Source organism: Bradyrhizobium sp. Ash2021, assembly GCF_031202265.1.
In the GTDB taxonomy this organism is placed as follows: domain Bacteria; phylum Pseudomonadota; class Alphaproteobacteria; order Rhizobiales; family Xanthobacteraceae; genus Bradyrhizobium.
In genome coordinates, this window is sequence record NZ_CP100604.1 from 1,834,126 (window position 1) to 1,859,501 (window position 25,376).

At 58.5% G+C, this 25,376-nt stretch carries 29 protein-coding genes and 1 pseudogene; 19 read left to right on the plus strand and 11 right to left on the minus strand.

Annotated features, from left to right (window positions below; translation table 11 throughout):
- Positions 1–10 precede the first annotated feature (10 nt).
- From NL528_RS08755 to NL528_RS08770, 5 genes are all read right to left on the minus strand, one after another.
- Positions 11–1,507 (minus strand): recombinase family protein, encoded by a 1,497-nt coding sequence (locus NL528_RS08755; RefSeq protein ID WP_309182301.1) that lies wholly within the window; start codon positions 1,505–1,507, stop codon positions 11–13.
- Between the two features lie 19 nt (positions 1,508–1,526).
- Positions 1,527–1,757: a hypothetical protein gene (locus NL528_RS08760; RefSeq protein ID WP_309182302.1), complete on the minus strand. Its 231-nt coding sequence runs from the start codon at positions 1,755–1,757 to the stop codon at positions 1,527–1,529.
- Positions 1,758–1,906: 149 nt separating this feature from the next.
- The gene (locus tag NL528_RS08765; protein ID WP_309182303.1) at positions 1,907–2,965 is read right to left on the minus strand and encodes a Fic family protein; all 1,059 of its coding nucleotides are present in this window, start codon (positions 2,963–2,965) and stop codon (positions 1,907–1,909) included.
- 378 nt (positions 2,966–3,343) lie between these two features.
- Positions 3,344–3,493, minus strand: coding sequence for a hypothetical protein (locus tag NL528_RS46975; RefSeq protein WP_375143992.1), 150 nt, complete (start codon positions 3,491–3,493; stop codon positions 3,344–3,346).
- Between the two features lie 129 nt (positions 3,494–3,622).
- Positions 3,623–4,405 (minus strand): GntR family transcriptional regulator, encoded by a 783-nt coding sequence (locus NL528_RS08770; RefSeq protein WP_309182304.1) that lies wholly within the window; start codon positions 4,403–4,405, stop codon positions 3,623–3,625.
- A 473-nt stretch (positions 4,406–4,878) separates the two neighbouring features.
- Here NL528_RS08770 and NL528_RS08775 point away from each other — a divergent pair, with 473 nt between their 5' ends.
- The 14 genes from NL528_RS08775 to NL528_RS08840 all read left to right on the plus strand — a co-directional run bounded on the left by NL528_RS08775 (position 4,879) and on the right by NL528_RS08840 (position 17,741).
- Positions 4,879–6,018, plus strand: coding sequence for an ABC transporter substrate-binding protein (locus NL528_RS08775; protein ID WP_309182307.1), 1,140 nt, complete (start codon positions 4,879–4,881; stop codon positions 6,016–6,018).
- 50 nt (positions 6,019–6,068) lie between these two features.
- Positions 6,069–6,956 carry a branched-chain amino acid ABC transporter permease gene (locus tag NL528_RS08780; RefSeq protein ID WP_309182292.1) on the plus strand — a complete coding sequence of 296 codons (888 nt, stop codon included), beginning with the start codon at positions 6,069–6,071 and terminating at the stop codon, positions 6,954–6,956.
- Between the two features lie 6 nt (positions 6,957–6,962).
- Positions 6,963–7,907: a branched-chain amino acid ABC transporter permease gene (locus tag NL528_RS08785; RefSeq protein ID WP_309182293.1), complete on the plus strand. Its 945-nt coding sequence runs from the start codon at positions 6,963–6,965 to the stop codon at positions 7,905–7,907.
- Complete coding sequence (locus NL528_RS08790) at positions 7,904–8,668, plus strand: ABC transporter ATP-binding protein (RefSeq protein WP_309182294.1); 765 nt, start codon at positions 7,904–7,906, stop codon at positions 8,666–8,668. Before NL528_RS08785 ends, NL528_RS08790 begins: the two co-directional genes overlap by 4 nt.
- A gap of 3 nt (positions 8,669–8,671) precedes the next feature.
- Positions 8,672–9,388 carry an ABC transporter ATP-binding protein gene (locus tag NL528_RS08795; protein WP_309182295.1) on the plus strand — a complete coding sequence of 239 codons (717 nt, stop codon included), beginning with the start codon at positions 8,672–8,674 and terminating at the stop codon, positions 9,386–9,388.
- Positions 9,389–9,524: 136 nt separating this feature from the next.
- The gene (locus NL528_RS08800; RefSeq protein WP_309182296.1) at positions 9,525–11,864 is read left to right on the plus strand and encodes a xanthine dehydrogenase family protein molybdopterin-binding subunit; all 2,340 of its coding nucleotides are present in this window, start codon (positions 9,525–9,527) and stop codon (positions 11,862–11,864) included.
- Positions 11,861–12,739 carry a fumarylacetoacetate hydrolase family protein gene (locus tag NL528_RS08805; protein ID WP_309182297.1) on the plus strand — a complete coding sequence of 293 codons (879 nt, stop codon included), beginning with the start codon at positions 11,861–11,863 and terminating at the stop codon, positions 12,737–12,739. The genes NL528_RS08800 and NL528_RS08805 overlap by 4 nt, the downstream gene beginning before the upstream one ends.
- A gap of 9 nt (positions 12,740–12,748) precedes the next feature.
- The gene (locus tag NL528_RS08810) at positions 12,749–13,528 is read left to right on the plus strand and encodes an SDR family oxidoreductase (RefSeq protein ID WP_309182308.1); all 780 of its coding nucleotides are present in this window, start codon (positions 12,749–12,751) and stop codon (positions 13,526–13,528) included.
- 11 nt (positions 13,529–13,539) lie between these two features.
- Positions 13,540–14,007 (plus strand): 2Fe-2S iron-sulfur cluster-binding protein, encoded by a 468-nt coding sequence (locus tag NL528_RS08815; RefSeq protein ID WP_309182310.1) that lies wholly within the window; start codon positions 13,540–13,542, stop codon positions 14,005–14,007.
- Positions 14,008–14,017: 10 nt separating this feature from the next.
- The gene (locus NL528_RS08820; protein ID WP_309182311.1) at positions 14,018–14,818 is read left to right on the plus strand and encodes an FAD binding domain-containing protein; all 801 of its coding nucleotides are present in this window, start codon (positions 14,018–14,020) and stop codon (positions 14,816–14,818) included.
- A 29-nt stretch (positions 14,819–14,847) separates the two neighbouring features.
- Entirely contained in the window at positions 14,848–15,705 is an 858-nt protein-coding gene (locus tag NL528_RS08825; RefSeq protein ID WP_309182312.1) for a fumarylacetoacetate hydrolase family protein, read from the plus strand.
- A gap of 5 nt (positions 15,706–15,710) precedes the next feature.
- The gene (locus NL528_RS08830; protein WP_309184835.1) at positions 15,711–16,298 is read left to right on the plus strand and encodes a malonic semialdehyde reductase; all 588 of its coding nucleotides are present in this window, start codon (positions 15,711–15,713) and stop codon (positions 16,296–16,298) included.
- Positions 16,299–16,307: 9 nt separating this feature from the next.
- Positions 16,308–16,802: a carbon monoxide dehydrogenase subunit G gene (locus tag NL528_RS08835; RefSeq protein WP_309182313.1), complete on the plus strand. Its 495-nt coding sequence runs from the start codon at positions 16,308–16,310 to the stop codon at positions 16,800–16,802.
- A 177-nt stretch (positions 16,803–16,979) separates the two neighbouring features.
- The gene (locus NL528_RS08840) at positions 16,980–17,741 is read left to right on the plus strand and encodes a glutathione S-transferase family protein (RefSeq protein WP_309182314.1); all 762 of its coding nucleotides are present in this window, start codon (positions 16,980–16,982) and stop codon (positions 17,739–17,741) included.
- A gap of 16 nt (positions 17,742–17,757) precedes the next feature.
- Here the strand turns inward: NL528_RS08840 and NL528_RS08845 are convergent, their stop codons facing one another.
- The 3 genes from NL528_RS08845 to NL528_RS08855 all read right to left on the minus strand — a co-directional run bounded on the left by NL528_RS08845 (position 17,758) and on the right by NL528_RS08855 (position 19,032).
- Entirely contained in the window at positions 17,758–18,126 is a 369-nt protein-coding gene (locus NL528_RS08845) for an alpha/beta hydrolase (RefSeq protein ID WP_309182315.1), read from the minus strand.
- Between the two features lie 87 nt (positions 18,127–18,213).
- Positions 18,214–18,561 carry a DoxX family protein gene (locus tag NL528_RS08850; protein ID WP_309182316.1) on the minus strand — a complete coding sequence of 116 codons (348 nt, stop codon included), beginning with the start codon at positions 18,559–18,561 and terminating at the stop codon, positions 18,214–18,216.
- A gap of 297 nt (positions 18,562–18,858) precedes the next feature.
- Positions 18,859–19,032, minus strand: a complete 174-nt coding sequence (locus NL528_RS08855) for a hypothetical protein (RefSeq protein WP_309182317.1) — start codon at positions 19,030–19,032, stop codon at positions 18,859–18,861.
- Positions 19,033–19,086: 54 nt separating this feature from the next.
- Between NL528_RS08855 and NL528_RS46980 the strand changes: the two are divergent.
- Both NL528_RS46980 and NL528_RS08860 read left to right on the plus strand, forming a co-directional pair.
- A pseudogene (locus tag NL528_RS46980) lies at positions 19,087–19,164 on the plus strand (hypothetical protein); the annotation flags it as partial.
- A 3-nt stretch (positions 19,165–19,167) separates the two neighbouring features.
- Positions 19,168–19,431, plus strand: coding sequence for a hypothetical protein (locus tag NL528_RS08860; RefSeq protein WP_309182318.1), 264 nt, complete (start codon positions 19,168–19,170; stop codon positions 19,429–19,431).
- A 346-nt stretch (positions 19,432–19,777) separates the two neighbouring features.
- Here NL528_RS08860 and NL528_RS08865 read toward each other — a convergent pair whose 3' ends face one another.
- Both NL528_RS08865 and NL528_RS08870 read right to left on the minus strand, forming a co-directional pair.
- Positions 19,778–20,011, minus strand: a complete 234-nt coding sequence (locus NL528_RS08865) for a DUF2798 domain-containing protein (protein WP_309182213.1) — start codon at positions 20,009–20,011, stop codon at positions 19,778–19,780.
- A 58-nt stretch (positions 20,012–20,069) separates the two neighbouring features.
- Entirely contained in the window at positions 20,070–20,834 is a 765-nt protein-coding gene (locus tag NL528_RS08870) for an enoyl-CoA hydratase/isomerase family protein (RefSeq protein ID WP_309182212.1), read from the minus strand.
- Between the two features lie 206 nt (positions 20,835–21,040).
- Between NL528_RS08870 and NL528_RS08875 the strand changes: the two genes are divergently transcribed.
- The 3 genes from NL528_RS08875 to NL528_RS08885 all read left to right on the plus strand — a co-directional run bounded on the left by NL528_RS08875 (position 21,041) and on the right by NL528_RS08885 (position 23,718).
- Positions 21,041–21,919 carry an SDR family oxidoreductase gene (locus tag NL528_RS08875; RefSeq protein ID WP_309182211.1) on the plus strand — a complete coding sequence of 293 codons (879 nt, stop codon included), beginning with the start codon at positions 21,041–21,043 and terminating at the stop codon, positions 21,917–21,919.
- A gap of 88 nt (positions 21,920–22,007) precedes the next feature.
- Positions 22,008–23,228, plus strand: a complete 1,221-nt coding sequence (locus tag NL528_RS08880; RefSeq protein WP_309182210.1) for an ABC transporter substrate-binding protein — start codon at positions 22,008–22,010, stop codon at positions 23,226–23,228.
- A gap of 58 nt (positions 23,229–23,286) precedes the next feature.
- Positions 23,287–23,718: a DUF6894 family protein gene (locus NL528_RS08885; RefSeq protein ID WP_309182209.1), complete on the plus strand. Its 432-nt coding sequence runs from the start codon at positions 23,287–23,289 to the stop codon at positions 23,716–23,718.
- A gap of 32 nt (positions 23,719–23,750) precedes the next feature.
- Here the strand turns inward: NL528_RS08885 and NL528_RS08890 are convergent, their stop codons facing one another.
- On the minus strand, positions 23,751–25,265 hold the full coding sequence (locus NL528_RS08890) for an AMP-binding protein (protein ID WP_309182208.1): 1,515 nt from the start codon (positions 25,263–25,265) through the stop codon (positions 23,751–23,753).
- Between the last annotated feature and the right edge of the window lie 111 nt (positions 25,266–25,376).

Consider the following 25,376-nt stretch of genomic DNA (forward strand, 5'->3'; position numbering starts at 1 on the left):
TGTATGAAACTCATAACCTGAAGGTCATAGGTTCAAATCCTATCCCCGCAACCATCTCAAATTGCGAAACCTCAGCCCCAGTGGCTGGGGTTTTCGTTTTCAGAGAAACCGCGAGGATTCCGGCCAAATCGCCCCGGACGTCGATCTTCAGTTCCCCGGCCTCGGGCGTGAGGACGATCTCCTTCACGAGGGAACGCAGGACCTCGCCAGCCTTCAGCCGAGTTGCCTCGGTATCAGCCTGCAACGCCTCGTGCAGAGCGCTGACTTGTGCGCGATAGAAGGTTGCCATCTCGGGGTGCAGCAGGGGCGGTGGCTCTTCCGCGTCAACCAGCAGCCGTTCGAGTTCGGCCTTCCGGCTCCTAAGCTGAACCATCTTTGCGTTGAACAGAGCGGGGTCCATCAGGTGATATCGCAGCGCATTCAGCACGCGCGCCTCCAGTTGCTCTCGCTGGATACTCCTCCGGTTATCACAGGTTCCCTTGTTTCTCGCCGTCGAGCAGCCGATGAGGTCAGCCGAGATCATGGCGTATCCGCCACCGCAGCAAGCGCATTTTATCAACCCCGAGAATATGTATTTTGGGCGGCGGCGGTCACGGAAGCTGTTTTGCACCTCGGAGCCATTGTCCTCGCGCTTTGTCTTGACGGCAGCCTGTCGCGCCTTTGCGGCGTTCCAGAGCCCATCATCGACGATGCGCAACTCTGGTACTTCCTGAATGATCCATTCGGCTGCTGGGTTTGGACGCGCCTGGCGCTTGCCGGTTTCGGGGTCCTTGATGAACCGCTGACGATTCCAGACGATACGGCCGATATACATCTCATTGTTGAGGATGCCGTTACCGCGCTTGACGTTGCCATTGATAGTGCTGAAGCCCCAATCGCTACGTCCGGGTGCCGCGATGCCAGCCTTATTTAGCTCAACAGCGATCCGCTTCGCCGACTTGCCAACGACATAGTCACGAAAGATCCGGCGTACCACGTCGGCTTCTGCCGTATTGATAACGCGGTCGCCGCGTATCGGCTCGCCGTTTGTCTGGAATTGCTTGACGACGTCATAGCCGTAGGAGTTGCCACCACCCGACTTGCCGAGTTCGACGCGGCCGCGCAGCCCTCGGCGCGTTTTGTCGGCGAGGTCCTTGAGAAAGAGCGCGTTCATCGTGCCCTTGAGGCCAACATGCAGGTGCGTGACCTCGCCCTCGGATAGCGTAATGATCTTTACGTTGGCGTAAGCCATTCGCTTGAATACGCCGGCGATGTCTTCCTGGTCACGGGAGAGGCGATCCATCGCCTCGGCCAGCACTACTTGGAACCGCCCGCGCAAAGCGTCGGTAATCAGCGCTTGAACACCGGCACGCAGAAGCGATGCACCCGAAATCGCGTGGTCGGAATATTCCTCAACGATTTGCCAACCTTGCTTCTCCGCGTAGGCGCGGCAGACGCGAAACTGGTCGGTGATCGAGGCGTCGCGTTGGTTGTCGCTGGAGTAGCGGGCATAGAGTGCGACCTTCATGAAACGATCTCCTGCAAGGTCAGGAGCGTTTCGGGCGGCGCTCCTCGGCGATTTGTTCGTACCATTCCCGCGCTGCGCGGCGAGCCAGCAGGCGCACGAATTCGATGAGGCGCGGATCGGGGCCGCTGCCGCCCTGTGGCGCGAGCGTCAATTCCGGCTCGCTGTGCCGGGTGATGCTCTTGCTTTTCTGACGAACAGCTTCTTCCATCGTAATGCCGCTCATGGCCGGGTGCACGATCGCAACTAGCATTAGTGCCATGCCACGCGCGAGCAATCGGAATCAGCGGTGAATATTCGGATAGAGCCGATGAGTCCCGGCGAACGATGTCCAAGGCTGGCGTAGCGTATCGCAGACCGGCGTCGCACATTAACTTGCGCATTTCGGTACTTGATCCTCGTTCAAGCGGGCGCATACCAAACTCCTCTACCTGCCCCGTGACGGGTCAAGTGGCCCTGGTCCGAGAGTGCCTTGAGATGGTCTTTCACAGTATTGCGGCTGTTTCCGGTCACTTTCACGGCTTCAGCAACCGTCACCCGCCCACGTCCGCGCGCTATTTCTAGAATCTGGACTGACAGATCGGGCAGATCGCCAAGAATGAGCCGTTCGCGTTCGATCTTCGTTTCCAGGCGCCGCTTCTGTTGTTGCAAAACGCGCAAAAAGAATTCTATCCACGGATCCCAGTTCGGCTCCGGCGTGCGGATTGTACCCTGCGTTCTCCGAAGGGCCAGATAGTAGGCTTCCTTGCTCTGCTCGATTACGCTCTCAAGCGAGCTGTAGGGCACATAGGCATAACCGGCTCTGAGCAGCATCAATGTCGTCAGGATGCGTGACAGGCGCCCATTGCCATCCTGAAAGGGATGAATCTCGAGGAAGACGACAATGAAGATGCTGATGATCAGCAGTGGATGTAGCGTCTTGTCGTTCTCCCTATCGTGCACCCACGACACGAGCTCAGCCATCAGCCGCGGCGTGTCGAAGGGCGATGCTGTCGCGAACACAACGCCCAAACTTTTGCCATCCTGGTCGAAGGCTTCGACGTGATTTGCCAGTGTCTTGTACGCGCCACGGTGGCGCTCGTCCTTGCTTGAATGAGCCAGCAGATCACGGTGAAGCTGCTTGAAGTGATTTTCGGTCAGCGAAATAGCGTCCCAACGATCGAAGACCGTGTCCATGACCTCCGCGTAACCTGCGACCTCCTGCTCGTCGCGAGTGGTGAATGAGCCGATTTGGAGGTGGGACAGCAGCCGTTCGACGTCACGATTACTGAGCTTTGCGCCCTCGATGCGCGTTGATGAGCCGATGCTCTCGATTGTCGCGACCCGACGGAGTCCCGATAGCCGCTCTGGCGCGATGCGGCCGATCGCACGCCAGGCGCCCTTGAACTCATCGATCTCGGCGGTTCGCGAGAGAGTCTCGGGCGTGATCCGCAATGTATCGAGATTGAAGGCCGCTGCCATTCTGTCATCCATTTCCATCCGATTAAATTGGCATGTCTGCCTCCATTTGTCCATCCATTTTCATCCGATATCGGCCGCTGTGTCGCTCAAGAAAGAACGAAGTGGGAACCTTTGACTCGGAAGCTTAAGCTTCTCCACGGGCGGCTCCTCTGTTTGAGATCTTCGACGACCTCATTCTGGCACAGCTGATGCCGTAGGGGGCCGTCCACCCCAACACGAGAGCCCGGTGCGGCGTTTGCCGCACGCGCCATTGACGCTCGCAACACCTGCATCTCCAGCTGCTCCAGTTGCCGGACGAAACGCAAGTAGTGGGGCACGGCCAAATCCCAATCGACGACCTGTTGCGTGTATGTTGGGGCTTATATACCGGGACCCCGCTTAACTGCTTTTCCGCTTCAGCGGTCCAGGAAGGAATGCATCAATCTCGGAATCCGTAAACGTTAGGTCTTCTCTATTCTGGAGAGCATCCTGTGCCTGGCCATAAGCCTTACCATCGGTATGCGGCGCGGACCGATAAATTGAGTGCAAGAGATTTTGCAGCTCGTCCCGCCTTTCCCGAAGCTCCGGTATCCCAGCTTATCGAAGGCGAGCGAGAACCATCATAGGAGTGCCATGCGAGGGAGGCAAAACAGCTGAAATGGCACACCCCAGCCATTTTCAGGCAGGCTTGGAAACCGATGTCCCGCCAGCTTTTGAAGATCTCGTCCGGATCTTTGCGGCTTTGGTCAGCTTTGCTTGTGCAGCGTTGAGTCGTCGAACTTCAATTCGTCCGTACTCAAGTGTTACCGTAAAGTGCTCCTTTAGGAGTCGCACCGCTACATCTACATTCCGCTGCAGCGTAGCTTCCATGATCAGTCGATGGTCGTCCCGCCGCAGCGGGCTGCCCTGATAATGTTTCCGGGACAAAAACCTGTAGCGGTCCGCGGCGTCAAACAGCTGCTCGCAGAAATCGATTAGCCACTTGGAACCGCAAGCGTCTATCAGCGCGGTGTGAAACGCGCGGTGTGCTTGTTCCCAGGCGGGATCAATCGGGCCGCTGTCGCGCTCGGCTGGACCGGGCAGGCGCGACATACGATGGAACGCGATAAGAACACGCTCTTCCCAGGCCTGATCGCCGTTGGCGATCGATGCTCGCAAAGCGGCCTCGTTGCTCCAGCAGCGGGTCTTGTTGATGTCTTCGAGATCCTCTTCCGAGAGCGGTGCGACCGTAAACCCACGCTGATCATTTTGCTGAACCAGGCCGTCTCGTGAAACGCGGTTCAATGCTTCGCGAACGGGACTAAGGCCGATCTCGTAGCGCGAGCACAATTCGCGAATGAGCAGCTTCGTGCCCGGTTCGTAAATGCCACTGATGATGTCGAAGCGTAACCGCTCGTAAGCCGATGAGGCCAGCGTTTCGCCACCTTTGCTTTTTGTTTTGTGTTTTTTGGTCTTCAGCATTGCAGTTGCTGTCCAACGATCCTCGATCGCCGTGATCCAAAATCGAACGAGGCAAATTGTAAGAAGAAAATCGACGCGTTCCGGCTACCCCCAAGACCTCGTATCCTGCTTGAACCTTGCCGGTCCGCTCCCAACTACGGCGCTTACTGCCATACCGCATGCGACTTCATTTCACCACCCGTTTCTTCATTCTTGGCTGAAAACATGAAAAAATCGATTTGTTCTTTACTTAGTCGAATTTATGTGTTTTTCAGTATATGGGAGCCGCCGTTGAATAATGCGGTCTCCCATTGGGAGGGCATTGCCGGACGGGTTCGCTGCGTCGCGATGATTGGATGCGAGGTCAACATCCCGCTTGGCAGCCGTTTCAATACGCAAACTGCCCCGCCCGTCGCGAAGCGGATTCATCCTTGTATCGGCTTCAATCGGAATGCCGTGCCCGGAGATGGGCAGAGAGGCTTAAGGTCAACACGATGTCGAAACTCTTTCGAAAATTGATCGCTCTCCCCATTGCGATGTGGTCGGCGCTCATCTTGGACCCGGCAAGCGCGCAAAAAGTCTCCGGCGACCCGATCAAGATCGGCGTTATCCTGCCCCTTACCGGCGCCGGAGCCTCGTTAGGCATAAATCAACGCAACGGTGCGGTATTGGCCGAGAAGGCCATCAACGGCTCGGGCGGATTCAAAGGCCGGCCGATCAAGCTGATCGTGGAAGACGACGCCACAAATCCTGATACTGCCAGCAGCAAAGCGAATGGCCTGATCTACGGAGAAAAGGTCATCGCCATCATAGGACCGGGACAAGCAGCCAATACCCTGGCGGTAGGCGGCGTCACGAGTGCTATCAAGATGCCGCAGGTTGCATTGTCCGGACTTGGGCCCGCGGCGGAGCTGGAGCGGAAATGCGTGTTCCATGTCTCTCCGCCCCTGTCCCTGAACGCCCGCGCCATGCTGGACTATGCTCGATCGCTCGGGATCAAACGAGCCGGAGTGCTGTACGACTCCGGCTACGGTAGCGTGGTGTATACCGAACTTCGCAAATATGCCGAGAGCTACGGAATCGAACTCGTGGCCACCGAGAAATTCGAAATCTCGGCAACCGACACCACGACGCAAGCGGCCAAGATCCGCGCCAGCAGCCCGGCGGGGATCTTCGTCATAGGCATCACCGGTGTCCCGATCCGCAGCATCCGCCAGCTGCAAGTCAAGCTTCCGATCATTGCCGCTGCCGGCCAGGCAAACTACGAAATCGCGAAGAGCATGGGGGACGCTGCAGATAATGTTGCGTTCCCCGAATTCCTGGTGGGCGAGGACCCATTGCCGAACCAAAAAGAGTTCGTCGCGCTGTACCAAGCGCAATACAACAAATTGCCGAAGATCAGCGAGGCGATGGGTTGGGATGCCGTTCACATACTCCTCGCGGCGTTCGACAAGGTCGGGCCAGATGCGGGCAATGAGAAGCTGTGCGAGGCGCTGCGGGGCCCCTATTCAGGCGTCATGAGCGCGTATGATTTTTCGGCGGCTGATCTCAACGGCATCAAGCTGTCCGATTTCATCTTTTCAAAGCTGGTGGCGGGTCAATTCACACGTCTTCCGTTCAAGGCGAAAGAGTAGGCGTAGTTTCGCAAGGACATGTTGGCTTCGGCGCAATCCGGGGAAATGAAATGAATGTTGGCCTCGTTGCGCAATCGCTATTAGCAGGCATCACCAATGGCCTGGTCTACGCCTTGATCGGGATAGGAATTGCTGCCATCTTCAAAGGCAGTCGCGTGGCAAACGCGATGCAGGGTGAATTCAGCGTCGTCGGCGCAATCGTCGTTGTGCTGTTGATGACAGGACATCAATGGCCCTACTGGCTGGCTATCGTTGCCGGATGCTTAAGCGGCGTTGTGATTGGCGCCCTGATTGAGATCACGTTTATCCGACACCTGATGCGCAACAATGCGCCGGAAGACAGCTATCTGCAATTGACAATCGGCATCAGCCTGACGATCGCCGCCTCGGTTCTGTTCTTTTTCGGTCGAGAGAGCCATCTTCTGCCGGGTTTTGGCAGCGGCAAGGTTTACATCGTCATGGATGCCGTCGTGCAGGAACACGCGATCTGGCTGATTGTGATCAGCGCGTTGCTGACATTGGGCCTGAGACAGTTTTACAGCCGCACCTCGATTGGCCTCAAGATGATGGCGGCGTCGATCGATGCGGATGGTGCCGCGAGCATCGGCATCAACGTCGCGCTGATGCGCACACTCACTTTCATGCTTGGTGGACTGCTGGGCGCTATCGCCGGCATCCTGATCACGCCGATCATCCCGGTCGACTACATGGTCGGCCTGCAATTGACGCTCAAGGGATTTGCGGCTGCGATCCTGGGCGGTCTCACTAACCCGCTCGGAGCGGCACTTGGTGGTCTCATGCTGGGGGTTGTCGAAGCCCTGGTAATCATGGGCGTTTCGTCCAGCTATAAAGACGTGATCACTTTCAGCCTGCTCATCCTCATCATGATCGTAATGCCGAACGGGCTTTTGGGCCGTGCCGGAAGGGCAGGGGGGTGACCAGTCATGTCGCGCGCGCTTCTTCTTACGGCGGTTATTGCACTGAGCCTGGCATTGCCCCCATTCTTACCTCGCCATCTTGTCGACCTGCTGGTTTTCACCGGCATTTACTCCATCGCCGGACTGGGCGTCGGGCTCCTGCTCGGCCAATGCGGGATCGTTAACCTGGGGCAGACCGTTTTCTATGGCATTGGCGCCTATTCGACTGCGTACGTCACGGTACAGGTTGGTGGCTCGCCTCTCGGCGGCTGCGCAATCGCCATCGTGCTATCGGCTCTGCTGGCGCTGGCGGTCGGATGGCCGATCTTGCGCCTGACCGGTTACTTCCTCGCGTTGGCGACCTTGGCTCTCGGTATCATTGCAAATGCGCTGTTTTACGAATGGAGCTGGTTGACAGGGGGGACGCTCGGTATCGGGGGCGTCCCGAAGTTGCAACTCTTCAGCTTCGTTCTCGATACGCCGCTGCGCTTCTACTATCTCGTGGTGACGGTGATGTCGCTCTGCCTGCTTCTCGCGCATAATCTGACCCGCAGCAGGAATGGCTTGATGCTGCGGGCGATGCGGGACGCACCCGAAGCCGCCACCAGCCTGGCGATCGACCTGCAATGGTTGCGCACACGGATATTCATCCTGAGCGCAGTGATGGGGAGCGTCGCAGGTAGCCTGTTCGCCCATTATGGTGGGTACGTCAGCGTACAGAGCTTCGGTATCGATACGTCGATCAGCTTTCTCTTGATCCCGGTTCTCGGCGGAGCCACCTCGTTGCCAGGAGTGGTGGTTGGAGCTTTGTTCATCACGTTGCTGCCGGAACTGCTCAGCCGCTTCGGGAATGTACATCAAATCCTGTTCGGGCTCGCTTTGGTCGGCGTGGTCGTACTGATGCCAACCGGCTTGATGGGCGCTCTGGCTTGGCTTTGGCAACGTGTCAGCCAACGCGCGGCCAAACCATGAGCGACATGGCGGATCTCCTTGCGCTCGATCGGTTGGGCCACAGCTTCGGTGGCTTCGCGGTCCTCAGGAGCGTCACGTTCTCAGTTCCGGTGGGCGATATTGTCGGGCTGATCGGCCCTAACGGATCAGGCAAGACGACACTTTTTAACATCGTCAGCGGATACATCGCTCACCGCCATGGCAGTGTGCTCTATGGCAAGCGCGACTTGTCGGGAACCTCGATCCAGGAACGCTCTAAAGCCGGCATGGTACGAACCTTCCAGACACCGAAGGTGTTCGAACAGATGACCGTGATTGAGAACATCATGGTGGGAGCCTGCAAGATCACCCGCAGCGGCATGATCGAAGATTTGCTCCGGCTGCCGCGGTCAAGGAGCGACCTGCGCCACCTTCGCGAACGGGCTGAGGAGATATGCGTCAAATTCGACCTCGCCGACGTGCGCAATCAATTGTCGCGCACCCTGCCGGCCGGACAGCGGCGCATTCTCGAAATTGCCAGGGCTGTCATCGGCCAACCTAAGCTCCTCATGCTGGACGAACCCTCGTCCGGGCTGAATGCGGACGAGATCGCCAATCTTCGGCGCTGGATTGAGCTACTCAACGCCGAAGGGACCAGCATCCTGCTTGTGTCGCACGATATGGAACTGATGGGGGTCGCGGATCGGGTTCATGTCCTGTACTTCGGCGAGATCATCGCCAGCGGTGACATGGGGGAAATTCAGCGCAACGCGAAAGTCCGCGAAGTCTATTTGGGAACCTAAGGCATGCTGGTTGTTGAGGGACTCACCGCAGGATATGGTCCGCTGGTCATACTGCGCGATATCTCCCTCAAGATGCTAAAGGGCGAGGCGGTTGCCATTGTCGGTGCCAATGGTGCCGGAAAGACCACGCTGGTCCGCGCGCTTTGCGGGCTGAATAGGGCACACGGGGGCCGCATCGTCAAAAATGGCATCGATATCACCGGCTTCCCGGCTCACGCCAGACCACGGCACGGGATGGCCGCGTTATTGGAAAACCGTCGCTTATTCGGCGAGTTCACCGTTCGTGACAATCTGCGCTTGGCCGAGGAGGCCGGACGGAAGCATCGCGGGCGCGATCTTCGTTTCACGTGGGATGACATATGCGATCTGTTTCCCATGATCGGCGAACGCGAGCGTACCCGCGTCGAATTGCTGAGCGGCGGTCAACAGCAGATGGTGGCGATCGCCCGCGGCCTCCTGCTCCAGCCGGATTTACTAGTACTTGACGAACCATCGACCGGTTTGGCGCCCAAGGTGGTGAAGGAGATCTTGCAGGTGCTGCACAATCTGCGTGCGCGGGGCATGGGAATTCTTCTCATCGAACAAAACGTCGGGATCGCGATCGAAATCACAGATCGCGCCTATGTCATGTCGTTGGGCCGTATCATCCACGCCGTGGACGGAAATGAATGGCGCGGCTTCATGTCCGATGAGCGGCTCGCAAAGGCTTTCTTAGGCTAGAAAAATCGATTTAATATCTAGTTCATCCATACAATCGATTATTTAGTTGACTGATTCGCGCTCGTGTGGTGAATTGGGATCAGAAGTCTATCAGCGGGAGCCTCCTCCGGCTGCCCAACGCGGAAGCGGCGTTCGCATGGAAAAATACGGTATCGGACAACCAACTCGACGCTTCGAAGATTCGCGCCTGCTGCGCGGACGCGGCCGGTTCCAGGATGATCGCAATCTACCAGGTCAAGCTTACGCAGTGGTGCTCCGATCGCCGCATGCGCATGCCCGTATCCTTGAGCTCGATACCGCCGCGGCCAAAGCGGCGCCGGGTGTGCTCGCGGTCTATGGCGGGGCGGATTACGCGGCGGACGGACTTGGAATGCCAAAGGCGACGATCCCGCGTAAACGGCCCGATGGCTCGCCGATGTTCGCGCCGCAGCGTCCCGCTCTGGTGGTTGATCGTGTCCGTTATGTCGGCGATCCGGTTGCCCTGATTGTCGCTGAGACCCTGGCGCAAGCGAAGGATGCTGCAGAGCTCATCGGCGTAGATTATGAACCGCTGCCGGCTGTCACCTCAACGGCAGAGGCCGACCAGCCTGGCGCCGCGCGGGTCTGGGACAAGTGTCCAGACAACATTTCCAACATCTCCGAGAAAGGCAACAAGGACGCGGCCTCGGCAGCCTTCGCGCGGGCGGCGCATGTAATTAAGAGACGCTATGTCATCACGCGGGTGCATGCGCAGTATATGGAAACCCGTGGCGCGCTGGGCGCTTATGATGCGGGGGATGAACGCTACACCCTCTATACCGACTGCCAGTATCCGCATCGAGTCCGCAACATGCTGGCGAGTGCAGTCTTCCGTGTGCCGGAAAGCAGGATTCGCGTCGTTAGCGGTGATGTCGGCGGCGGGTTCGGCAGCAAGGGGTGGCAATATGTCGAACATCGCCTGGTGTTGTGGGCAGCCAAGAAACTTGGCCGGCCCGTCAAATGGACTTGCGATCGCTCCGAGGCCGTTCTCGCCGATGAACACGGCCGCGACAGCGTGGGTGAAATCGAGCTCGCGCTCGACGAGGCTTATCGCTTCGTGGGCTTGCGGCTGAAGCTCGTCGGAAATATCGGCGCGTACGTTGCGTCCGACCGCAGTCTGCTGGTGCCCTCGATGATGATCGGGACCGTGACGGGCGTCTACGACATTCCAGCCGCATACGTCGCGGTCATCGGCGTTCTGACCAACACAAGCAATACGGCGCCTTACCGCGGTGCCGGCCGGCCGGAGGCGATCTACCTGATTGAGCGCCTGATCGACGACGCGGCGCGCGAGCTGAAGATCGATCGCCTCGAATTGCGGCGTCTCAATATTATCCCAACGGCCGCTATGCCGTATCAGAACCCGCTGGGGTGCTACTACGATTGTGGCGACTTTCCAGGAAACCTCGATCTCGCGCTCGAAGTGGGTGACTACGCCAACTTCGAATGCCGTCGTCGAGTGTCGCTGGAGCGCGGCCTCTTGCGCGGCATTGGTGTAGCAAACGCGATTGAGCAAGCCGCGACCCCGACCCAATCGGAGTTTGCGGAGATCCGCTTCGACACGAGCGGTAGCGCGCAATTGCTGATGGGCACCAAGAATCAAGGGCAGGGACACGAGACGACCTTTAAACAGATACTGCATGAGCGTTTGGGGCTGGACCCACGCGACGTCCATTTTGTCGACGGCGACACCGATCAGGTGGCCTTTGGAATGGGCACCAACGGCTCGCGCTCCACAGTGGTGGGCGGTTCAGCAATACATTTCGCCGCGGAGAAAATCGTCGAAAAGGGCAAGCGTATCGCCGCACACTTGATGGAGTCCGATGCGAAGGATCTGGAGTTTTCCGACGGTAGATTCTTCGTGACGGGGACCGATCGCTCGATGACGTTGAAGGACGTCGCGGTCGCCTCATACTTGCCCCTGAAGCTGCCGCCTGGTTTTGATGGCGGGCTGTATGAATCGGCAACCTATGCGCCGGCCAAAGATACGTTCCCGAATGGCTGCCATATCAGCGAAGTCGAGATCGATCCGGAAACCGGCGAAGTCAAATTGCTCAACTACGTGATCGTCGACGATGTTGGAACTGTGATCAATCCGATGACCCTGAAGGGGCAGATACACGGAGGCATTGCCCAAGGCGTCGGTCAGATTCTCATGGAACGTGTCGTCTACGATAAAGAGTCCGGTCAGCTTCTGACCGCGAGCTTCATGGACTACGCGATGCCGCGGGCCGATCTGTTCAGTCACATCACGGTGAAAAGCAATCCCGTTCCGACCAGCCTGAACCCCCTTGGTGCAAAGGGCGCCGGCGAGGCCGGCTGCGTCGGCTCACTCCCGGCAGTGATGAACGCCATCATGCATGCGCTTGAAGCCGCGGGCGTGCTGCGGTTCGACATGCCGGCGACCAGCGATCGCGTGTGGCATGCCATCCGCTCCGCATCGGAGGCAGCGGCATGAACGTTCTCGAAGGCAACCGCATCGAACGGCGGCGGGTGCTGCATGGTGGCAGCCCCCAATGGGCCGTTCCGGCTTCGGACGGCTTACGGCTCGACGACGGCCGTGTGGTTGCGCTGAACGAGGTGAAGCATCTGCCGCCGTGTCGGCCGACCAAAATCCTGTGCGTGCACACCAACTACATGTCGCGGTATTTCGAGGTGCTCGGCAAGACCGACGGGCTGCAGGCACCCACCTTCTTTCAGAAGCCGCTTTCGGCGATCAACAATCATGATGGTGAGATCGGCCTTCCCGACGGTTACAAATTCCTCAATTATGAAGGGGAGCTGGCCGCGATTGTCGGTCGACCGATGCGCAACGTCGCGCCGGAGCAGGTGTGGGACTGCCTTGCCGGTTTCACGGTCGCAAACGACGTCAGCCTGCACGATATGCGTGATGCCGATATGGGAGGCATGGTCCGCGTCAAGGGCGCCGATGGATTCTGCCCGCTCGGTCCGGGCATTGTCCGGGGTCTGGATGTTCGCCAGTCCACACTGCGCACCTACCTCAACGGTGGTCTGGTGCAGGAGTCTCCGATCGCCGAGATGATCTTCGGCATCGATTACCTGATTGCCGATTTGGCGCGGCATATCACACTTGAAGCCGGCGACGTGATTCTGACCGGAACTCCGGCCAACTCGCGTCCAATGACCGCTGGGGACGTCGTCGAGGTGGAGATCACCGGAGTCGGCCGGTTGCGCAACACCGTCCAGCCCGTGCCCGCGCCCAGGATGCAAATCGGTCATCAGCCGCAAGACAATCCCGCAATCCGCAGCGTTGCGCTTGGCAACGACGAGCGTCTGCCAGCACAGCTCCGCCGCGGCGCGCTCACACGGTAGAGAAAAATCATGGACCTCGGACTAAAAGACCAGTCGGCCATCGTTTGCGCCTCCTCGCGGGGTCTTGGCGAAGCCTGCGCCACGGCGTTGTCGCGTGAAGGCGTGCGCGTCTACATCAATGGACGCAACAAAACGCCGTTAGAGGAAGCCGCGGCGCGGATCGAAACTGCGAGCGGTCGCCGGCCCCATGCGGTGGTCGCCGATATCGCCACGGAAGAGGGGCGCCAGCGCCTGATCGATGCGTGTCCCGAAGCCGGCATACTGGTCAATAACAATGCTGGTCCACCGCCCGGAAAGCTCGAGGACTGGGATCGGGCCGCCTGGATCGCTGCACTGGAAAGCAACATGCTGGCGCCCATCCTGCTGATCAAGGCGCTATTGCCGGGCATGCGGGCGCGGCGCTTCGGCCGCATCGTCAACATTACGTCGGCTATGGTCAAGTCGCCTGCCCCCGGCATGGGTCTTTCGACGGCGGCCCGCGCCGGCCTGACTGCATTGTGCAAGTCGATCTCGCACGAGGCAGCTCGCGACAACGTCACCATCAACAATCTGTTGCCGGAGCGGATCGATACTGGACGCCAGCGTTTCATGGCTGAACGGATGATGAAGGAGCAAGGCATCTCGATGGAGGAGGCACGCAGTCAAATTGCCGAAACCATCTCTGCCAAGCGTTTCGGATTGCCGAGTGAATTCGCCGATGCCTGCGCTTTCATTTGTTCGGCTCAGGCCGGCTTTATCTCCGGCCAGAATCTGCAACTCGACGGCGGTTCCTACAGCGGTCTCATCTGAGGAGTGTTATCATGCGGAACGTAACGATCAACGTGAATGGGACGAGCGAAACACGCGAAATCGAAAACCGAACTCTGTTGGTGCACTTCCTGCGCGACCATCTGAAACTGACCGGAACACATGTGGGCTGCGACACCAGCCAGTGCGGCGCATGCGTGGTGCATCTCGACGGCCGCAGTGTGAAATCCTGCGCTGTCCTTGCGGTGCAAGCCGATGGTGCCACGGTCTTGACCATCGAGGCGATCGGTACCGAAGAAAAGCTCCATCCGATGCAGGAGGCGTTTCGCGATCACCATGGTCTGCAATGCGGTTTCTGCACCGCGGGTATGGTGATGCACGCCATCGACATGGTCCGGCATTTCCCCGATCTTGATGAAGAAACCGTGCGCCATCAGTTGGACGGCAACATCTGCCGTTGCACCGGTTATCAAAATATCGTCACGGCAATTCAGGCCGGCGCTGTCGCTATGCGCGGCTGAGGAACACTCGATGCACGAGTTTGAATACCATCGTCCGAAGACCCTGGCCGAGGCTTCCGCGCTCCTGCAGCAGGAGGCGGACGGCAAGCTGCTGGCTGGCGGCCAGACTCTGATCCCGACCCTGCGACAACGGCTGGCGTCACCGTCGGCGCTGATCGATCTCGCCGGCCTTCCGGAACTGACTGGAATTGAGAGAACTGGGCAGGTTATTTCGATCGGAGCCATGACACGCTACGCGGCAATCGTGGAATCGCCGCTCGTACGGACCGTACTGCCGTCGATCGCGCGCATGGTTGCAATGATCGGCGATCCGCTCGTCCGCAATCGCGGCACTATCGGCGGTTCGCTCGCGAACAACGATCCGACGGCCGATCTGCCGGCGGCGGCTCTTGCGTTGGATGCCCGGATGATCACCGATCGGCGGTCGATCGACGCTCACGATTTCTTTGTCGATCTGTTCACGACGGCGCTATTGCCCGGCGAGATTCTGACACGAATAGATTTTCCGATGCCTCGTCGTGCCGCCTACATCAAGTTTCGCAATCCGGCTTCGCGCTACGCGGTGGTCGGCGTGTTCGTTTCCGAGGGGCCAGCCGGCATAGCTGTGGCGGTGACGGGTGCCGGTCCGAAAGTGTTTCGGCAAAAGGCGTTCGAAGCAGCACTGGCACGCGAATTCTCGCCGGCTTCGCTCGTCGGTATCACGGTGGACTCAGATGGTCTTAACAGCGATCTCCATGCGTCGGCAGATTATCGGGCCAATTTGGTTTCGGTGTTGGCCCGGCGAGCGGTGGCCGCGGCCATTTCGGCATGAGTTTTTGGAGGAACGACTAAATGCGGCTCATGGTCTTCGACAATGCAGGGAAAAAAAGTCTCGGGTTGCGCGTGGGTGACCGGCTCCTGGATCTGACGCAACTCGAGCCGAACCAGCCAGCAGACGTCGCAGACGTATTGCGACAGGGGCCCAACGAGCTGGATCGACTGGCAGGATTGGCTGGCGGTGCGCCGAAGAATGCCTGGCGGCCGGCCGGAGACGTCGCGCTGTTGCCACCCACAATGCGTGTCGGAAAGATCATCTGCCTCGGATTGAACTACATCGATCATGCCGCCGAAGCGGGACTTCAGAAGCCGGACTATCCGGTGGTGTTCCTTCGTGCGGCAACGTCGCTCGTTGGCCACGGGCATCCTATGATGCGGCCGCGTTGCTCCGATAAGCTGGATTACGAAGGCGAGTTGGTTGCATTCATCGGCAAAACCGGTCGCCATATCACGCGCGACGAGGCGTTGTCGCACATCGCGGGCTACAGCGTGTTCAACGACGGCTCGATTCGCGACTATCAAACCCGCACGCCGCAGTGGACCGTGGGCAAGAACTTCGACGGCACCGGCGGCTTTGGACCCGAATTCGTTTCCGCGGACGAACTGCCGCCCGGAGCGAAGGGCCTCACGATCCAAACCCGCTTGAACGGCCATTTGGTGCAGGACGCCAAGACCGACGACATGGTGTTCGACGTGGCGGAGACTGTGGCTCTGCTTTCGGAATGCATGACACTGGAAGTCGGCGACCTTCTGGTGATGGGAACGCCTTCCGGGATCGGCGCAGTACGGAAGCCGCCCCTTTGGATGAAGCCGGGCGACATCTGCGAAGTCTCCATCGAGCGCCTTGGCGTATTGCGCAACCCTATTGCCCAAGAGGCTTGATCGTCATGTCCTTGTGCCAAGCAGGGCTCGACCTGTTGTTCAACTCGGCGCGCAGCCATAACGGGTGGCAGGACAAGCCAGTGACCGAAGCGCAATTGCGCCAGCTCTATGATCTGATGAAATTTGGTCCCACAAGCCTGAACAGCTCGCCGGCCCGCATTGTTTTTGCACTCAGCGATTCCGCAAAGCAACGAGTCGTCGAGGCGGTGAGCCCAGGTAATGTGGAGAAGACCCGTACCGCGCCGGTGATTGCGATTGTCGGCTACGACCTCGACTTCGCGGCAAAATTACCCGCGCTCTTCCCGCACAAGCCGGAAGCTACGAAGTTGTTCCATGACAAGCCGGAATTGATCCAGGACACCGCGTTCCGCAATAGCAGTTTGCAGGGAGCTTACTCGATTATGGCGTCTCGTGCGCTGGGCCTCGATTGCGGGCCGATGTCCGGCTTTGATCCGCAAAAGATAAAGCAGGCGTTTTTCTCCGGCCAGCGAGTCCGCGTCAATTTCCTCTGCGGTATCGGCTATGGCGATCCTTCGAAACTATTTCCGCGGAGCCCGCGTCTGGCTTTTGCAGAAGCGTGCAGCGTCATCTGAGGTGAAACGATGCAGTTACAAGGTGAGCAACTAATTCCGGCTTCTCGCTCAACAGTATGGGAGGCGTTGAACGACGAGAAAGTTCTGCGCGCGTGCATTCCCGGTTGCGAAGATTTGCAGCGAACCGGTGAGGACAGCTTCGAAGCCACCGTTACTGCGAAGATCGGGCCGGTAAAGGCACGTTTCAAGGGAAGGGTTACCTTATCGGAAATCGATCCGCCCAACGGCTATGTCATCAGTGGTGAAGCCCAAGGCGGTTTGGCCGCGGGCTTCGGTAAGGGGATAGCCCGTGTCACGTTGGAAGATGGGGATGGCGGAACCCTCCTCCGATACAGCGCCGATGCCCAGATCGGCGGCAAACTTGCGCAACTGGGGGCTCGCTTGATCGAGCCTGTTGCTGCAAAGATGGCCGACGGGTTTTTCTCAAGCTTCAACCGTTTGGTGGGCGACGCATCGAGCGGATCAGTGAACCGCGCCGGGTTTGCCGGAGGCAATTTGGTTTAAGTTACGCCGCCATGGCCGGTTGTTCCAGCATGGCGTAGTAGCGTTGTTCGGCTTCGGCCGGTAAGGGTGGAGAACATGCGATTACACGACGCCGACATAAAGACGCGGGAAGTCCTCAGCCTGCGCGGACTACATCTATTCCATGCTCATACGTCATCCTGCTCCCAGAAAGTGCGCATGTTCCTAAATTACAAGGGCATTCAATACGTCCCGCACCATATCAATATCTCCGAGAACGCGAACATCAGCGAGTATTTTCTTGGAATAAATCCTCGCGGACTCGTGCCCGTTCTGGTGCACGACGGATCAGTCCACATCGAGAGCAACGATATCCTCGTTTATCTAGAGGACCTGTTTCCCGAGCCTGCGCTTATCCCGACGGCCGCCAGAGACGAAATCAGCAGGCTACTCCGGCATGAGAACGACCTTCATCTCGACCTGCGAACGATCAGTTTCCGCTTTCTTATCGCGCCGGTGCGCCCTCCCAAATCTTCCGACGACCTCGACCGCTACGGGCGGCTCGGGACCGGCACGGTGGGAGGCGTACCCGATAAACGACTTGACGTGGAAATCGAGTTTTGGCGCGACGTTGCTGAGACCGGCATCTCGAACGGTGCTGCACAGAGCGCGGCGCTGAAGTTCCAAGAGGCGTTCACCGAGCTTGATCGCCGACTGAGCGGGCAACCGTATTTCATGGGTAAGACTCTTTCCGTCCTCGATATTGCTTGGCTGGTCTACGTCAACAGGCTGGATCTGGCAGGTTATCCTTTGGCCGCGCTTCATCCGCGCCTCGCTGCGTGGGCGTCCAGGTTGTCCCAACATCCCGCGTTCAAGGACGAACTGGCTCTGCCACCTGACCTCGTTCAACTTGTTGCGCGACGACGTCAGGCGCTGGAATTAGCTGGAGGGACGTTGGTTCAGGTGTGCAATCTTTCCTAGTGGTTGCATGTGAGGCTCATAGTTCGAACAGCGCGCGATAGTGAGGAGGCACCTCGTCGTTCAACGAATGCCCTTTTTCCGGGACGAAGGCGTTCCAGAACACCAACCGGCGAATCCGATCGGGAATTTCCTCCGCAAGCCGGGCGATGATCGTGCCGCCGTAGGAGTGCCCGACCAGGACGAAGTCCCGCAGGCCGGCCTTCACGATCTGCGCGACGAGGTCGTCGACCTGCTGGGCGTGATCGACGCGCTTGTCGACGTTCAAGCCGTGTCCAAGCACCGTCGGTGCCACTACCGAGTGGCTCTGCTGTTCGAGCCGCTTGGCAACCGGACCCCAGTTCTCTCCGGGGTGCCACGAACCGTGGATGAGAACGAATTTCGACATGTCACGTCCCCTAATGCTGACAACGAAGGTATATGCGAAGACCGTCACCCTCGGAAACGCAACCTTTGTGAACTCCGAGCCGGCGGCCTAGCTCCCGCGGGCATCCAGGCTGAACGCGCCGGCGCCGAAATGGGCGATTTGCAGCAGACCGCCGGCCAGCATGACGTTCTTCAGAAAATGGATCATCTGGTTCTGGTCGGCGAAGTTGCGATGGAAGACGATCGCCGTTGCCAGCGTGAAAAGCGCGACGACGATCGCCACGGGACCTACGCGGAATCCAAGCAGAAGCAGCAGCCCACCGCCGATTTCGACCAGGACCGCAATAACCCACCCAGGAGGAGCGAACGGCAGGCCGGCGGCATCTATCATGGCGACCACGCCCGAGTAGCTGGCGACCTTGCCCAAGCCGCTGAACAGGAACGGCAGCCCGATCATTATGCGTCCCAGTAGGGGTAGAAAACGCATACCTTCCATCTCAAAGTCCTTAGGGTTGTGCGGGAATCCCCGATCGGGTCAATTCGACGCAAGTGCGTCGCCGGGAGACGCTTTTTTGGGGCGGGCCTGCTACGAACGCCGTGAGCGCCGAACATGCGGTGCTCCCTTACGATCGGGTAGCAGCAGGAATCGACTTTGATATATTCGGTTCCTGAATGATGGCAGCCCAGCCCCTGTCGAGGGTCGGACGGCTGGGAGCGGCGGAACAGCGCCCCTTCCGCACGCGCCGCATGGTCATCACCCTTTTGGAGCCTCCCGAATTAACTTTCCGATCAGCTTCCAAGAGGCCCCCTCAAAACGCATGAGTTGCATGTCTTTGATCGCGTCGTAGTCCGTCGGGGTCGTGTTGATTTCGATGCCCGGCAGGAACAGATCCAACGAGACATGATCGAAACTTGCCGCCTGCTTCATGACGTTCTCGCGCGTAAGGTCGTCTCCGCGTCGTCTTAGGACGAGTTCGATGGCCTGGGTGTTGGGCCTGTCGGTTACTATTACGGCCAGGTTTCCGACGACACCTCCAGCGCCTATTATAATTATGCGATCAACGTGAACCGCTACAACGTCTGGGGTGCGGGAGCGCGTTTCAGTTATGATTTCGGGCCTTGCGTGGCGAACGTCTGGGCCGTAGCGGATGTGCACGCCGACGCGGCTGGCGGCATGCCGGTGGACAAGGCGACGGTAACGCGAGGTTACAATATCTTCACCAGCCTTAGCTTTAAGCTCTGGTCTCCGGAGCCAGAACCGGCACCGGCATTGCGTCCTAGCAGTTTGCGGAAAAAGAGTTTTCATGGAGGCCATGAGCAACTTTGATTCAAGAACCGAGCGCGAAACGCACGATAGATTCAAGAAACGGCCGTTTTTCGATTCGATTGTTGCTCAACGTCACATCTATTCTGAGTTTTTCAGCAAACTGCTAGAATTAAATGACGTCCGCCCGCGAGGTCTGAGGCCCGTCTCTCCCACCGAAGTCCGACGGCGGTGCTACCTAGAAAAAAGCCCGGTGGTCGATCGACCACCGGGAAGTCTAGGGAGGAAACGCGGCTTACGCGGCACAACTGCGGCCATGAGACAGCATTGCGTTCGAGCTCCCGCTCGAACGACACGCCCCTGACCATTCTCGAAACGCCATGCGCTCGAGTTCGTGGCCGGAGCTATCTCAGCCGCCCATGATAGAGCGGACCAATTTCTTGATGGGATCAGCAGCCATCAAGACGATCGGAACCATTAGAGCCCAAGACAGTAACCAAGAACCGACCCATACCTTTCCGAACGACGGATCGCCCAAGCTCGACCTGGAGGAAACGGCCGCCGTTATGCAAGTCGTTACGCCGGCCTGGAGAACGGCGAACACGAAATGACCGTATCGCTCAGGAATCCTAGGGGGCGCCATCGGTGTCGAGTTCCTCTTGCTGGGTTTGCCACCGAGCGCGCGGCCCACCGTGGGGCGCTTATTCCTTGAATTTGGGCTGACGACCTTCCTTGAAGGAGGCGATCCCTTCTCGAGCGTCGTGATGCATGAACAGGTATGGAAATCCGTCGAGGGTGTGGCGCATTTCGTCGCCACCTAGGCCACGATTATAGAAGGACTTGGCCATTTGCACGGATAGCCTTGGCCTTTCGGCGATTTGGTTGGCAAACTCGACTGCCGTATCGAGAACCTTTTCATGCGGCGCGACGCGGAGAACGATACCAAGTGCACGGGCTTCTTCCGCTCCGATCGGCTCGCCGAGGATACTCAGTTCCTTCGCTTTCGCGCGACCAACGATGTCCGCTAGGCGAACAATCGCAAACGCCGGAAGCAATCCGAGCTTAATTTCGGGAACGGCAAGCTTGGCTCGGTCCGACGCTATGACGAAGTCCGATGCTATCGCCAACTCGAAGCCCCCGCCGAAAGCGACGCCATTGACGGCGGCAATCACCGGCTTCTTGCACTTCTCTGGCGCCGACAGCAGTTCGAAGGTCTCTGCCATGAAGTTACGTGCCTTTTCCGGATCGAAATCGAACGCTCCAATATCTGCGCCCGCGCAGAACGCCTTTTCTCCACTACCGGTGATGATTGCCACCCGAACTGCATCGTCGGCATCGACCTTCGCAAGACCCTCGAGAAGTCCTGCTCTTATTCCCGCGCTCAACGCGTTCAGCTTCTTGGGTTCATCCATGGTTAGAATCGCGACCTTACCCCGGATTTCGTAATTCACGCTGCCCAGTCTCATAGTCGCTCCTCTTCGCTCCGGCCGACGCAAAAATCAGCCACTCGGCAACCGCGCTAGGCGCGCGGGCAATGCCGTCATTTCGTAAATGTCGCTCGAGCGTAGTACCCGCGCGTCTTTGACGACAAGACAGTATTTTTACCCTTGAGTCAAATCTTAGTTTGAGCGAAGCTCTCTTCATCCGTCCCACCCTTGAAGGAGCAACTTAGATGAACAAAGCCACCGACACGCCGGATTCAAAGCAAGTCTATGGAATGACCGATGAACAGCTCGCGAAGCGCGAGAGCGTTTACCGCAACGATCTGCTGGCCGGTAAAACGATCCTGATTTCGGGTGGTGGGTCCGGTATCGGAAGAACCATGGCGTGGCTGTGTGGCCGCCTCGGCGCGACAGTTGTGATTTGCGGCCGGAAGCCCGAGCGCCTTGAACTCACCGCCGCGCCGATGCGCTCGTCGGGACTTAAGGTCGAAACGTTCGCTTGCAATATCAGAAATCCGGACGAGCCTGCGGCGCTCATGGACAAGCTCTTCAGCGAACACGGCGGCATCGACGTGTTGGTGAACAACGCCGGCGGACAGTTTCCGCAGCCCGCGATCGACTTCGCCGCCAAAGGCTGGAATGCCGTCATCGAAACCAATCTCACCGGCACCTGGAACATGATGCAGGCGGCTGGCCGCCACTGGCGAGACAGTTCCCGGCCGGGTTCGATCGTCAACATAATAACCGTCGTCGATCGGGGACAGCCGGGTGTTGCGCACACGTGTGCCGCTAGAGCGGGCGTTGCTGCGCTCACGCGCACCGTCGCTGTCGAATGGGCGCCGTTCCACATCCGGGTCAATTGCGTCGCGCCGGGCGGCATCGAGACGGAAGGTCTCAACAATTATCCGCCTGCGGCCCTCGACATGCTCAACCGCTCGAACCCGATGTTGAGACGCGGCGAGGGTTGGGACGTCGCCGAAGCAATGGTCTACCTGGCGGCACCTTCCGGCAAATTCATTACAGGCGAAACGTTGAACGTCGACGGCGGTGGCCGGCTATGGGGTGAATTCTGGATCGCAGGCAAACCCGCCTACTTCGACGCGGCCTGACGCCGAGCGGTTTCTGGCCGCCGCGCTGCCCAACCGGCGTCAGCGGCGGCCGGATCCACGGCTATCATGCATGCAGGGGGAGAGACGAATGAGGATCGACAGATTCATCGGAATTTTGACAGTGCTAAGTGGAGTATTGGGCGGATGCGCGTCGGCTCTGGCCCAGATCTCAGACAACGTGGTCCGCATCGGCGTGCTGAACGACCAATCCGGCGTTTATTCTGACATTACAGGCCGGGGATCAGTCATTGCTGCGCAGATGGCCGTCGAAGACTTTGGGGGGACCGTCCTCGGCAAACCTATCGAGATTATATTTGCCGATCATCAAAACAAAGCGGACGTCGGCTCGTCGATCGCGCGAAAATGGATCGATCGCCAAGGCGTTGACGCGATTGCAGACGTGCCCACCTCATCCGTGGGGTTCGCGATCCAAGAACTGACTCGAACAAAAAACCGGGTATTCTTGAATTCAGGTTCCGGCTCTTCCGATCTAACCGGAAAGGCATGTTCCCCGAATGCAATCGCGTGGACGTTCGATACCTACGCGTTGGCGAAAGGCGCATCGGCACTGGTTAAAGAGGGAGCAGACAGTTGGTTTTTGCTCATAGCCGACTACGCATTCGGCCATTCGATCGAACGAGATTTGCGTTCCTTTGTTGAAGCCAGTGGCGGAAAGGTCGTCGGCGTCGCCCGCCATCCATTGGGAACCAGCGATTTCGCGTCCTTCCTGCTCCAAGCCAAATCTTCTAATGCGAAAGTGATCGGCCTTGGGAATGCCGGCGCCGATACTATCAATGCGATCAAGCAGGCATCCGAGTTCGGAATTACGCAATCTGGTCAGAAGTTGGCGAGCATTCTCGTTAATATAAACGATGTCAATTCCCTGGGTCTCACACTCGCCCAAGGTCTTGTCACGACGGAAGCCTTCTATTGGAATTTGAACGCAGAAACGCGAGCTTGGAGCGAACGCTTCATGAAGCTCCGCCAGGGCATGGTGCCTAACATGATCCAAGCAGGCGTCTACGGCTCGGTACTGCACTATCTCAAGGCGGTAAAGAATGCAGGCACAGACGAGGCGAAGGCCGTCGTAGCGGAAATGAAGCGGATGCCGATCGACGACTTCTACACCAAAGGAGCACGGATACGAGAGGACGGACGGGTCATGCGCGATATGTACGTGTTTCAGGTAAAAGCGCCATCCGAGTCCAAGGAACCGTTCGATTACTACAGGTTGGTCCGCACGATTCCGGGGGAAGAAGCATTTCGACCTTTGAAGGAAGGCGGATGTCCGTACGTTGGCCCGCAATGATACTGTAGAAGCTGTAGCGGGACCCGCTGTTGGGTCCCGCTCAATCAGGAGAGCGGTCTTGCGATTTTTTTTCGACGTGGTCAGAGGCGACATCGTCTATGCTGATAGCCATGGAGACGAATTCGCCGGTGCAGCGCAAGCGTTGCAACGGGCAGAGGCCATCCGCAACGAACTGCTCGGAGATACCGAGTGGGGCGGTTACGTGATCGAAGTCCACGACGCATCCGAGAACTTGATTTCCCTTATTCCGCTGTCAGAGCTAACGGACGCTCCAACGGAACCGCCAGGTTCTTATGTGTTGAGCCCTCGAGAACGGAACATTTTGCGAGAATTGAGCAAGGGATCGACGGTCGCGGAGATAGCGCGCGACTACTCGCTGAGCGTTCGCGCCGTAGATATTTTCCGCGCGCGGATGTTCGATAGGATCGAAATCGGAACGCTCTCCACCAACATCGCTGAGTCCCGTCGGGGAGCACGCGACGGCAACTGACTGGATCCGGGATGGGGGAACCGACGGTTCCCCTACACCTTGTCAGGAACCAACGACTTCAGTTGATCTCGCAAGACATGCTTAAGAACCTTCCCCGAACTGTTTCGCGGCAATGCCTCTAGTTTTATCAACCGCCGGGGCAACTTGTAGCCGGCGAGCGACTTGCGACCAAACTCCCGCAATTCTTCGAGCGTAAGCGAACACCCGGGTTGTTCAACAATGACGGAGACTACCGCCTCTCCCCACTTTTCGTCTTCTAATCCCACGACTGCGCAATCCATGACCGCGGGATGCTGCAAAATCACATTCTCGACTTCGGCCGGATAGACGTTCTCGCCACCACTCTTGATCATATCTTTCAATCGATCGCCGAGGAAGAGATAGCCTTCTTCGTCCAGATACCCCGCGTCACCGGTGAACAACCAGCCATCACGGATCGTCGATGCTGTGGCTTCGGAGAGGCGCCAATAACCGGCCATCGCTTGCGGCCCGCGATAGGCGACTTCTCCGATATGCCCAGATGGTAGCCGTTGACCGCTTACATCGAATATCCCGATTTCACCTGCGGGAAATGCGCGCCCGCAGGACAGTAGGCGGCGTCCGGCTCGAATCTGCTCCGGCTCCAGCCACGTGACGATTCCGCTGGTCTCGCTGAGTCCATACACATGGTAGAGGTCGGCCCTCATTACGCGTTGGGTGCGAGCGATGAGTTCTTCAGGCATCGGCGAGGCACCGAACACCAACGTCTTAAATGACGAGACGTCTCGCGGCCGCTCTTCGAGGACCTGTACGATCATTCGAATGACGGCCGGAACAAGCAACGAGGCGGTTACTTTATAATTGACGATCACGTCGACCACGTTCTCGGCGACAATATCCGGTAGTACGACGATCTTCGCGCCTGCAGCCAGTCCGTAGATCGTGAAGGCAATGCCGGCGATATGGAAGAGCGGAAGACAAACCAGAACCACGTCTTCGGGGGCGATTTGTCCTAGGCAAGGAATGCAATGGGAGATTCCGGCCGAGATGTTGCCGTTCGTGATGACGGCTCCCTTGGGTCGACCTGTGGTGCCGGAGGTATAGATCTGCAGGATTGGATCCTGCGGAAGCGCCTCGCTTAGCAGGCTCAAGTCTGTCGATGGTACGTTCTCGTCGCTCCGCTCGACGTCGCGAAGCATGGTCGAGATTCCTTCGATGCCCTCAAGGGTCTCCCGCCTCTTCGCGTCGCAAACGACAAGCTTCGGACATGCATCGTGAACAACGAAATCGAGTTCCTCCTGCGACAACCGCACATTGATCGGGACGAGGGTGAAACCCGCATATGCCGACGCGAGCAGCCATTCCAGGAACCAGGGACCATTTGCCGCCACGAAAGCGATACGGTCGCCCTTCTCGAGGCCGCCACACATCAGGCTCCGAGCCAAGCCGATCGCGCGTGTCCGCAATTTAACATAGGAACAGTCGGGCTTCCCTGGAAAGGCCACTGCGACAGCGTCAGGCGACTCGTGCACCCGCCTTTCGAAATGGTTCCAAAATGTATCTAGCATCTGCGCCGCCCTTCTCTGCCCTGTTAATTAGCCTCTTTTCGCGCTTTGCCGATCTAAGCGGGACGCACCAGCGTGTCCGCAGGCGTCATGAGGAATTTGACGTGTCGACAG